Source organism: Mycobacterium sp. UM_Kg1 (assembly GCF_000972925.1).
GTDB lineage: Bacteria > Actinomycetota > Actinomycetes > Mycobacteriales > Mycobacteriaceae > Mycobacterium > Mycobacterium hiberniae.
Window position 1 is genome coordinate 1 of record NZ_JRMK01000044.1, and the last position, 10,422, is coordinate 10,422.

At 69.0% G+C, this 10,422-nt stretch carries 9 protein-coding genes; 2 read left to right on the top strand and 7 right to left on the bottom strand.

The genetic code is table 11. From position 1 onward, the window contains the following. Positions 1–110: 110 nt before the first annotated feature. The 7 genes from era to hrcA all read right to left on the bottom strand — a co-directional run bounded on the left by era (position 111) and on the right by hrcA (position 7,119). Positions 111–1,019, bottom strand: coding sequence for a GTPase Era (gene era, locus LI92_RS09190; RefSeq protein WP_046318260.1), 909 nt, complete (start codon positions 1,017–1,019; stop codon positions 111–113). A 90-nt stretch (positions 1,020–1,109) separates the two neighbouring features. After that, a complete protein-coding gene (locus LI92_RS09195) occupies positions 1,110–2,408 on the bottom strand; it encodes a hemolysin family protein (RefSeq protein WP_046318261.1) in 1,299 nt (432 codons plus the stop codon). Then, positions 2,405–2,941 carry an rRNA maturation RNase YbeY gene (gene ybeY / locus LI92_RS09200; RefSeq protein ID WP_046318262.1) on the bottom strand — a complete coding sequence of 179 codons (537 nt, stop codon included), beginning with the start codon at positions 2,939–2,941 and terminating at the stop codon, positions 2,405–2,407. Before ybeY ends, LI92_RS09195 begins: the two co-directional genes overlap by 4 nt. Beyond that, the gene (locus tag LI92_RS09205) at positions 2,938–3,984 is read right to left on the bottom strand and encodes a PhoH family protein (protein WP_046318263.1); all 1,047 of its coding nucleotides are present in this window, start codon (positions 3,982–3,984) and stop codon (positions 2,938–2,940) included. The genes ybeY and LI92_RS09205 overlap by 4 nt, the downstream gene beginning before the upstream one ends. Positions 3,985–4,142: 158 nt before the next feature. Further along, entirely contained in the window at positions 4,143–4,886 is a 744-nt protein-coding gene (locus LI92_RS09210; RefSeq protein ID WP_046318264.1) for a 16S rRNA (uracil(1498)-N(3))-methyltransferase, read from the bottom strand. A gap of 7 nt (positions 4,887–4,893) precedes the next feature. Continuing rightward, positions 4,894–6,042, bottom strand: coding sequence for a molecular chaperone DnaJ (gene dnaJ, locus LI92_RS09215; RefSeq protein WP_046318265.1), 1,149 nt, complete (start codon positions 6,040–6,042; stop codon positions 4,894–4,896). A gap of 33 nt (positions 6,043–6,075) precedes the next feature. Then, positions 6,076–7,119 carry a heat-inducible transcriptional repressor HrcA gene (hrcA, locus tag LI92_RS09220; protein ID WP_046318266.1) on the bottom strand — a complete coding sequence of 348 codons (1,044 nt, stop codon included), beginning with the start codon at positions 7,117–7,119 and terminating at the stop codon, positions 6,076–6,078. A gap of 328 nt (positions 7,120–7,447) precedes the next feature. Between hrcA and LI92_RS09225 the strand changes: the two genes are divergently transcribed. Next, positions 7,448–8,842: a pyridoxal phosphate-dependent decarboxylase family protein gene (locus LI92_RS09225; protein ID WP_046318267.1), complete on the top strand. Its 1,395-nt coding sequence runs from the start codon at positions 7,448–7,450 to the stop codon at positions 8,840–8,842. Positions 8,843–8,880: 38 nt separating this feature from the next. Further along, positions 8,881–10,413: a xylulokinase gene (locus tag LI92_RS09230; RefSeq protein ID WP_046318268.1), complete on the top strand. Its 1,533-nt coding sequence runs from the start codon at positions 8,881–8,883 to the stop codon at positions 10,411–10,413. The last annotated feature ends 9 nt before the right edge of the window (positions 10,414–10,422 follow it).

Below are 10,422 nucleotides of genomic sequence, written 5' to 3' on the forward strand. Positions count from 1 at the left end.
ACACCAGCAGGCCGACCGAGGACACGAGCAACGACTTGCGTACGGACATCCCTGGAATCTACCAATGCCGTTTCGGCGGGCGCGGGCGGTGGCATCCCCGGCCCGTCGGCCTAAAAACCGAGCCGTCCGAGCTGCTTGGGATCGCGTTGCCAGTTCTTGGCCACCTTGACCCGCAAGTCGAGAAATACCTTGGTGCCCAACAACTTCTCGATCTGCGTGCGCGCGGAGGTGCCCACCTCGCGCAGCCGGGATCCACCCCGGCCGATCACGATGCCCTTCTGGCTGTCGCGTTCGACGTAGAGAACCGCATAGACCTCGATCAGGTCCTCGCGATCCTCCCGCGGGCGCACTTCCTCGATCACCACCGCCAGCGAATGCGGTAGTTCGTCGCGCACGCCCTCCAGGGCCGCCTCCCGGATGAACTCCGCCATCAGGGTCTCTTCGGGCTCGTCGGTCAGCTCGCCGTCCGGATAGAAGGCCGGGCCGATGGGCAGCGCGGCTGCCAGCACGGAAACTAGCACGTCAACCTGCTCGCCGCTGACCGCCGACACCGGGACGATCTCGGCTTCGGGCGCCAGCTCGCCGACCGCGACCAGTTGTGCGGCGACCTTGTCGCGACTGGTCTTGTCGATCTTGGTGACCACCACCACCAGGGTGGTCTTGGGTGCGACGGCGCGGATCTGCTCGACGATCCAGCGGTCACCGGGGCCGATCGGTTCGTCGGCCGGGATGCACAGGCAGATCACGTCGACCTGCGAGTAGGTGTCGCGGACCAGGTCGTTGAGCCGTTTGCCCAGCAGGGTCCGCGGCCGGTGCAGGCCGGGCGTGTCGACCAGGATGATCTGGAAGTCGTCGCGGTGCACGATGCCGCGAATGGTGTGCCGGGTGGTCTGCGGGCGGTTCGAGGTGATCGCCACCTTTGCGCCCACCAGGGCGTTGGTGAGCGTCGACTTGCCGGTGTTGGGCCGGCCGACCAGGCACACGAAGCCCGAATGGAACCCGGAATCAGACTCGGTCACGAGCCGCCTTTCGCCGAACGTGTTCTCAGCGCGAGAATTCGGGTGCATTGTCGCACTGAGTACACGTTCGGTGCGCACACCGCGGGCCGGTCACCGCTCAACTGCGGCCTCTTCACCGGCAGGCTGGACCTGACTGAGAAGAACCGTGCTGATCCGCACCCGCCCGCGGGAGTCGCGACTGCCCTCGGCCCGCAGGCGCAGACCGTGCGAGACCACCTCGGCGCCGGGCAGCGGAACCCGGCCCAGCTCCAGGGCGAGCAGCCCGCCGACCGTGTCGACGTCGAGGCCCGGGTCGAACTCGACGCCGTAAAGCTCCCCGACGTCTTCGATGGGCAACCGTGCCGAAACCCGGAACCTGTTGTCGCCCAACTCTTCCACCGGGGCGACTTCACCCTGGTCGTACTCGTCGGCGATCTCGCCGACGATCTCCTCCAAGACGTCCTCGATGGTGACCAGTCCGGCGATCGCGCCGTATTCGTCGACCAGCAGCGCCATGTGATAGCGGCTGCGCTGCATGTCTTCCAGCAGCGCATTGAGCGGCTTGGAGTCGGGCATGAAAACCGCCGGGCGCATCACCTGCGCCACCGTGGTGTCACGCCCCCCGTTGGTGGAGTAATAGGTTTGTTGGACAAGGTCTTTCAGATAGACCACACCTAGGATGTCGTCGACGTTCTCGCCGATCACCGGAATGCGGGAATGTCCGCTGCGCACCGCCAGGGCGGTGGCCTGGCCGGCGGTCTTGTCGTGCTCGATCCACACCATCTCGGTGCGCGGCACCATCACCTCGCGGGCCGGCGTGTCGGCGAGTTCGAAGACCGACTGGATCATCCGCCGCTCGTCGGCCGCCACCACCCCGCGCTGCTGTGCCATGTCGACGACTTCGCGCAGTTCGATCTCAGAGGAGAACGGCCCGTTGCGGAACCCCCGCCCGGGTGTCAGGGCGTTGCCGACCACCACCAGCAGCCGGCTGATGGGGGCGAGCAGCACCGACAGGACCTGCAGCGGAAGGGCGGCGGCCAGCGCGATCGAGTAGGCGTTCTGGCGGCCCAGGGTCCGCGGCCCCACCCCGATGACAACGAAGCTCACCACCACCATGATCGCCGCGGCGGCGAACAGGCCCCAGTCCAGTCCGAGCACGGCGCTGAGCAGGAACACCAAAAGCGCGGTGGCGGTGACCTCGCAGGTGATGCGCAACAACACCACGAGGTTGATGTAGCGCGGGCGCTCGGCCATCAGCTTGACCAGCCAGACGGCCCCGGGCCGCTTCGCGCGCACCAGCTCCTCGACCCGCGCCTGGGAAACTGTGCTGACCGCGGCATCGATCGCCGCGAACAGACCACCGAGGCCGATCAGCGCGATCACGCCGAGGAGCAGCGGTGTCTCGGTCACGGTTCGTCGAAATACCGCGTCTTGTCGAGCAGGCGGCGGTCCTTCTCGCTCTGGGTCTCGGCCCGATAGGCCTCCACCTGGTCGGCGACCCACTCTTCGAGCAGGCGGCGCTGCAGCGCGAACATCTCTTTTTCCTCGTCCGGCTCGGCGTGGTCGTAGCCCAGCAGATGCAGCACGCCGTGCACGGTGAGCAGGGCCAGTTCCTGGCCGAGCGAATGTCCGGCCGCCGCGGCCTGCTCGGCGGCGAACTCCGGGCACAGCGCGATGTCACCGAGCATCGACGGGCCGGGCTCGGGCGCATCCGGCCGGCCGCCGGGCTCGAGCTCGTCCATCGGGAAGCTCATGACGTCGGTGGGCCCGGGCAGGTCCATCCAGCGCATGTGCAGGTCGGCCATCGCGGCTTTGTCCAGCAGCACCATCGACAGTTCGGCACCGGGATTGACGTCCATCTTGGCCAGCACGAACTTGGCGACGCTGATCAGCTCGACCTCGGAGACATCCAGGCCGGACTCGTTGGAGACCTCGATGCTCATCGGCGTGACCTTCCCGATGCGCGCCGCGACGCGCGGTTCACGGCCAGTCCCGGCTGTTGTTCGGATTCGTGGCGTGCGTAGGCGTCGACGATCTCCGACACCAGCCGGTGGCGCACCACGTCGACACTGGTGAGCTCGGCGACGTAGATGTCGTCGACGTCGTCGAGGATGTCCACCGCGGCCCGCAGCCCGGATTTCGCTCCGCCGGGCAGATCGATCTGGGTGATGTCGCCGGTGACGACGATTTTGGCCCCGAAACCCAGCCGGGTGAGGAACATCTTCATCTGTTCGGCGGTGGTGTTCTGCGCCTCGTCGAGGATGATGAACGCGTCGTTGAGGGTCCGGCCGCGCATGTAGGCCAGTGGCGCCACCTCGATGACACCGGCACTCATCAGCTTGGGAATCAGCTCCGGGTCCATCATGTCGTGCAACGCGTCGTACAGCGGGCGCAGATACGGGTCGATCTTCTCGCTCAAGGTGCCCGGCAGGAACCCGAGCCGCTCGCCGGCTTCGACCGCCGGGCGGGTCAGGATGATGCGGGTGACCTGCTTGCTCTGCAGCGCACTGACGGCCTTGGCCATCGCCAGGTAGGTCTTGCCGGTGCCGGCCGGGCCGATCCCGAAGACGATGGTGTGGGCGTCGATGGCGTCGACGTAGCGCTTCTGGTTGAGCGTCTTGGGCCGGATGGTCTTGCCGCGCCGCGACAGGATGTCGAGCGTGAGCACCTCGGCGGGCGACTCGTTGCCGGTGCCCACCAGCATGCCGACACTGTGCCGCACCGCTTCCGGGTTCAGAACCTGGCCGCCGGCCACGATCGCCACCAGCTCCGAGAGCACTCGCTCGGCCAGGGCGACATCGGCCGGGGCTCCGGAGATGGTGACGGCGTTGCCGCGCACGTGCAGGTCGGCGGTCAGCAGTCGTTCGATGGCGCGCAGGTTCTCATCTGCAGAACCCAGCAGGCCCACGACCAGGTCGGATGGAATTTCGACGCTGCTGCGAACCTGCGAGGCCGGCCCGGCAGCGGGGGTATCGCGGGGCGTCACGGGTTGTCCGATGCCTGCTTTCTTGGTTTTCGCGGGTATCCGCGGGTCACACGACTGTTGCGATTCTACCGTCGGGTATCACCGGCTCCCAGCGCTTCACCCCTCCAGGCGCGTTTCGCCGGCGGGCCGCGCGCCGCGGCGTGCCGGGCCGGGTACCGCTAGCCGGTCTCCCAGCGGGGGGTCAGCACCCCCAGCGCCCCGAGCGCGACGGCCGCCGCGGTCGAGGTGCGCAGCACGGTCGGCCCGAGCCGGGCGGCGACGGCGCCGGCGCCGGTCAGCGCCGCCAGCTCCGGCTCGGTGATGCCGCCCTCGGGTCCGACCACCAGGGCCAGTGCCGCGGCCTGGGACACCTCGGGCAGCCCGGCTCCGGCGGCGTCGTGCAACACCAGGACGATGGTGCCGGCGGCTACCTGTTCGCCGACCCACGACACCAGATCACCGGTGGTGAGCACGCCCTGGACCGGCGGGATGTGGGCGCGGCGGGACTGCCCGGCCGCCGCCCGGGCCACCGCCTGCCAGCGCCGCACCCCCTTGTCGGCGCGCGGGCCGTCCCAGCGGGCCACGCACCGCTGCGCCTGCCACGCCACGAAGGCGTCGGCGCCGGCCTCGGTGGCCAGTTCGATCGCCAGTTCGGAGCGTTCGGACTTGGGCAGCGCCTGCACCACGGTGACCGGCGGCGCCGGCGGCGCGACCTGCCGCCGGTCGAGCACTCGGGCCCGCAACCCGCCGCGGTCGGCCTCCTCGACCTGGCAGTGCGCCAGCGCACCGGCGCCGTCGCCCAGCGTCAGGACTTCCCCGGGCCGGATCCGGCGCACCGACGCGGCGTGAAACCCGGCGTCGCCGTCGAGCACCGCCAACGCCCCCACCTGCGGCAGCGCGTCGACGTAGAACAGGCCGGCCACTCCGGGCTCAGCGCCCGGTGAAGGTTTCGCGCAGTCGGCTGAACAGCCCGCCGCTCTGCGGCGCGTGCGCCGAGCGGACTTCGGCGGTATCGCGGTCGCGGTGCTCTTTGAACTTGCGCAGCAGTTCGGTGTCGTGGTTGTCGAGGCGTTCGGGAACCACCACCTCGATGTGGGCGTGCAGGTCGCCGCGCACCCCGGTCCGGACCTGCGGCATACCGTGGCCGCGCAGCACGATGGTGGCGCCCGGCTGGGTGCCAGCCGGGATGGTGATTTCGGTGGCACCGTCGAGGATCGCCTCGATGATGACCGTCGTGCCCAGCGCCGCGTCGACCATCGGCACCCGGATGTGGCAGTGCAGGTCGTCGCCGTCGCGGGTGAAGATGTCGTGGGGCTGCTCGTGCACCTCGACGTAGAGGTCGCCGGCGGGTCCACCGCCCGGACCGACCTCGCCCTGGGCGGCCAGCCGGACGCGCATCCCGTCGCCGACTCCGGCGGGGATCTTGACGCTGATCTCACGGCGGGCCCGCACCCGGCCGTCGCCGCCGCACTGGTGGCACGGGTCGGGGATCACCTCGCCGACACCGCGGCAGGTGGGGCACGGCCGCGAGGTCATGACCTGACCCAGCAGGGAGCGCTGCACGCTCTGCACCTCGCCGCGTCCGTGGCAGGTGTCGCAGGTCACCGGGCGCGAATCGCCGTTGGTGCCGCGGCCTTTGCAGCGGTCGCACAGCACCGCGGTGTCGACGGTGACGCTCTTGGTCACTCCCGTCGCGCACTCGGTGAGATCCAGGCGCATGCGCAGCAACGAGTCCGAGCCCGGACGGACCCGGCCGGTCGGGCCGCGGGAGGCCGCTCCCCCGCCGAAGAACGCCTCGAAGACATCTCCGAGGCCCCCAAAGCCACCGCCGAAACCGCCCCCGAACCCGTTGCCGGCGCCGCTCTCCAGGGGGTCACCGCCGAGGTCGACGATGCGACGCTTCTCCGGGTCGGAGAGCACCTCGTAGGCCGCGCTGATCTCCTTGAACTTGGCCTGCGCCTCCTCGTCGGGGTTGACGTCGGGGTGGTAGGTGCGCGCCAGCTTGCGATAGGCGCGCTTGAGTTCGGTGTCACTGGCGTCCTTGTCGACGCCCAGCAATCCGTAATAGTCGCGTGCCACGCCTGACCCTTCCCAATGTCTGACAGCCGGAGACTAGCGAGCCCCGAGCACTTCACCGATGTACTTAGCAACTGCCGCAACACTGGCGATGGTTCCCGGATAGTCCATCCGGGTGGGCCCCAGCACCCCCATGCCGCCGTACACGGTGCCCTGTGACCCGTAAGCGGTGGACACCACCGAGGCGCCGGCCATCTCCTGCGCTTCGGTCTCGTGCCCGATGCGTACCGTGACCTTACCGGCCTCCTGCTGCGCAGCCAGCAGCCGCAGCACCACGACCTGCTCCTCGAGCACCTCCAGCACCGACCGCAGCGAGCTGCCGAAGTCGGCGGCACTGCGGGTCAGATTGGCGGTACCGCCCAGCAGCAGCCGCTCCTCGCGGTGCTCGACCAGTGATTCCAGCAGCACCGTCGCCGAGCGCCCGACCGCGTTGGCCAGGCCGGGGGCCAGCCCGCTGCGGCCGTCGAGATGGCCGGCGAGGTCGGCGACCGCCGTGGACGCCGCCGAGATCCGCTTGCCCTCCAGCGCCGCGCCGAGCATTTCCCGCAGCTGGCTGAGCTGGTGGTCGTCGATGGGGTCGCCGAGTTCGACGATGCGCTGATCGACCCGGCCGGAGTCGGTGATGACCACCAGCAGCAGCCGCGCGGGGGTCAGCGAGACCACTTCCAGGTGGCGCACCGTCGACACCGACAGCGTCGGGTACTGCACGACCGCCACCTGGCGGGTCAGCTGCGCCAGGGTGCGGACGGCGCGCCGCAGCACGTCGTCGAGGTCGACACCGGAGTCCAGGAACGACAGGATTGCCCGGCGTTCGGCCGACGACAGCGGTTTGACGTCGTCGAGGCGGTCGACGAACTCGCGGTAGCCCTTCTCGGTGGGAATGCGTCCCGAGCTGGTGTGGGGTTGGGCGATGTAGCCTTCGGCTTCCAGCACCGCCATGTCGTTGCGCACCGTGGCCGGCGACACCCCCAGGTTGTGTCTTTCGACCAGGGCTTTGGAGCCGATCGGCTCCTTGGTGGCGACGAAGTCGGCGACGATGGCACGCAGTACCTCGAAGCGGCGCTCATCGGCCACGCCCATGGGTGCTCACCTCCAACCTTGAACGGTTACCGCCGCCCTCGATTTTACGGTGCATCCGCCCGCAGCCGGTGCTCGATGCCGTCGACGACGCCGCGGCCGCGGTCCGGCACCGGGCGGGCCACGTGAACGAACTGTACGACGTTGACCGCGGCCACAGGTGAACAGGGAAAACACCGCGGCACGGCCGCTGGACCGGCTACCGCGGGTGGGGTAGCGATACCGCGTGAGCCGGTCATGGTTAGCTCTGCTATTGCGACGCACAACGACACGACGATTCCCGGGCCGACCAGGCGGTGGGGGTCATCGAGATGGAGGGTCTGCCAAAGCCATGTCCGATTTCCCGTATGCGGACCGCTTCACCGTCAACCGGACGCTGCCCGAGCAGGGCCGGCCGCGCGACGAGGTGCTCGCGGAGTTGCGTGAGATGGCGCAGGCCGAGGACCCCACCTGGGAAACCGGCAAGGTGTCGGGAACGATGTATTGCGGCGACCATGAGCACTACCGCTTCCTGGACGAGGCATTCGGGCTGTTCGCCCACGTGAACGTGCTGCAGCGCGACATCTGCCCGTCGGCCACCAAGTTCGAGGGCGAGGTCATCGCGATGGCGCTCGATCTGATGCACGCCGACGCGGTCACCGACGGGGATCCGGCCGGGATGGTCACCACCGGCGGGACCGGCAGCATCATCCACGCGCTGCTGGCCTACCGCGAGCACGCCGCCAAGCACCGCGGCATCACCCGGCCGAACTTCATCAAGCCCGAAACGGGCCACCCCGCCTTCGACAAGGGCTGCCACCTGTTCGGCATCGAACTGCGCAAGGCGCCCATCAACCCGCAGACCGCCCAGGCCGACGTCGACTGGGTGGCGAACAACATCGACGAGAACACCATCGCGATCATGGGTTCGGCCTGCAACTACGGCTACGGCACCGTCGACCCGATCCCGGAGCTGGGGCAGTTGGCGCTCGAGCGCGGGGTGGGCTTGCACGTCGACGCCTGCCTGGGCGGTTTCGTGCTGCCGTTCGCCAACGAGCTGGGCTACGACGTGCCGCTTTTCGACTTCCGGGTTCCCGGTGTCACCAGCATCTCGGCGGACAACCACAAGTACGGCTACGCCCTGAAGGGCGCCTCGACCCTGCTGTTCCGCGACAAGTCCTACCGCAACGCGCAGTACTTCTTCCTGCCGGACTGGACCGGCGGAAAGTACATGTCGCCGGGTATCGAGGGTTCCCGCTCGGGCGGGCTGATCGCCGCGGCGTGGGCGTCCATGGTGCAGCTGGGCCGCGAGGGGTACCTGCGCTACGCCAAGGCGATCCTGGAGACCGCGTCGGCGATGCAGGACGCGGTGCGCAGCCATCCGGAACTGACGATCATCGGTTCGCCCACCTTCTGCTTCAGCTTCCGCTCCGAGGAGTTCGACATCTACCACGTCGCGGACGCCATGAAGCCCAAGGGCTGGCGGTTCAACGGCCAGCAGTACCCCAACGCCATCCACATGGCCGTCACCCGCCCGCAGACCCAGCCGGGTGTGGTCGCGGCGTTTGCCGCCGACCTCACCGAAGCCGTCGAATACGCCAAGACGCAGACCGCTGCCGGGCAGGCGCCGGTCAGTGCAGCGGTCTACGGCGGCGTGCCCGGTGGGATGACCGCTGAGGCAGCGCAATTCATCGAGGGCTTCATGGAGCACATCCTCGACACCCAGCAGTCGTTGCCGCCCCTATGAGCGGTGGAGCGGCCCGCGGTGCCCAGGAGTAGCGCCGAATGAACCGTGCTGAGCGTGTCGTGCTCGCCGTCGATCTCGGTACCGGCGGCCCCAAAGTGGGTTTCGTCTCGCTGGACGGCACCGTGCTGTGGTCGGACCATGTCGCGGTGGCGACCGAGTACGGCCCGGTGGGAGAAGCCACCCAGGATGCCGCCCTGTGGTGGGAGATCATCCGCGACGCCACCCGGCGTGGTCTTGCCGAAGGAGGCGTCAGCGGCGAGCGGGTCACCGGGGTGTCGATCACCGGGCAGTGGGCCAGCACCGTGCCCGTCGATGCCCAGGGGCGTCCGGTGGGGCCCTGCGTGATGTGGATGGACAGTCGCGGCGAGCCGTACAGCCGCAAGGCGTTCGGCGGCTGGCTGGCCGGTTACCGGCCACGTGTGGTGCTCAGCTGGCTGCGCCGCAACGGCGGGGTCCCGTCCCCTAACGGCGACGACCCGGTCGGGCACATGCTGCACCTGCAACACGGCGACCCGGCAGTGTTCGCCAAGGCCCGCTGGCTGCTTGAGCCGGTGGACTACCTGAGCATGTGCTTCACCGGGCGGGCGGTCGCCTCACCGGCGTCGATGACGGGCAGCTGGCTCACCGACAACCGGAACCCGGCTGTGCTGGACTACGACGACGTCCTGGTGCGTCTGGCCGGTGTCGACCGCGCGAAGCTGCCACCGCTGCTGCCCACTGGATCGATCATCGGCCCGGTGGCACCCGAGGTCGCCGCCGAGCTCGGCATTTCGCCTACGGCGAAGGTGGTCACCGGCAGCACGGACATGCACAGTGCCGCCGTGGGATCCGGCGCGGTTCAGCCGGGCGAGTTGCACCTGACCATCTCCACCACCTCGTGGATCAGTTGCCCGATGCCGTCGAAGAAAACCGATGTGTTTCACCAACTGGCCACCGTGCCGGGCCTCGACCCGTCCTCCTACCTCTTGGTCGACATGCAGGACACCGCTGGGCGCGCATTGGAGTGGTTGCGTGACAACGTCTTCGACGGCCTGGACTACGACGGCCTGACGGAGCTGGCGGCCGGCGCTCCGGTCGGCTCGAACGGGGTGATCTTCACCCCGTGGCTCAAGGGTGAACGCTCCCCCGTCGACGACCGTCGGGCCCGTGGCGGCTTCCACAACCTGTCGCTGGCCACCACCCGTGCCGATCTGGTGCGCGCGGTGCTCGAAGGGGTGGCCTACAACAGTCGCTGGCTGCTGCAGTACCTGAATCGGTTCGCACCCAACTCCGGGCCGATCCGGATCATCGGCGGAGGGGCACGCTCGGACCTGTGGTGCCAGATCATGGCCGACGTGACGGGCCGCACCTACGAACGAGTCGCTGACCCGTTGAACGCCCAGCTCCGGGGCGCAGCGTTGTTCGCCGGGATCGGGTTGGGCGAACTGCGTCGCGACGAGCTACGCGACCTGACTCCGCTGGACGGTGTTTTCGAGCCGGTGGCGGCCAATCGCGAGGTGTACGACCGGATCTTCGCGGAGTTCCCCAAGCTCTACAGGGCGCAGAAGGGCATGTTCGGCCGCCTCAACTGACCGGTCCGC

Excerpts from the sequence above, each read along its gene's own strand:
- LI92_RS09225 (WP_046318267.1), top strand. The coding sequence starts at position 7,448 with ATGTCCGATTTCCCGTATGCGGACCGCTTCACCGTCAACCGGACGCTG.
- ybeY (WP_046318262.1), bottom strand. The coding sequence starts at position 2,941 with ATGAGCATCGAGGTCTCCAACGAGTCCGGCCTGGATGTCTCCGAGGTC.
- hrcA (WP_046318266.1), bottom strand. The coding sequence starts at position 7,119 with ATGGGCGTGGCCGATGAGCGCCGCTTCGAGGTACTGCGTGCCATCGTC.
- LI92_RS09230 (WP_046318268.1), top strand. The coding sequence starts at position 8,881 with ATGAACCGTGCTGAGCGTGTCGTGCTCGCCGTCGATCTCGGTACCGGC.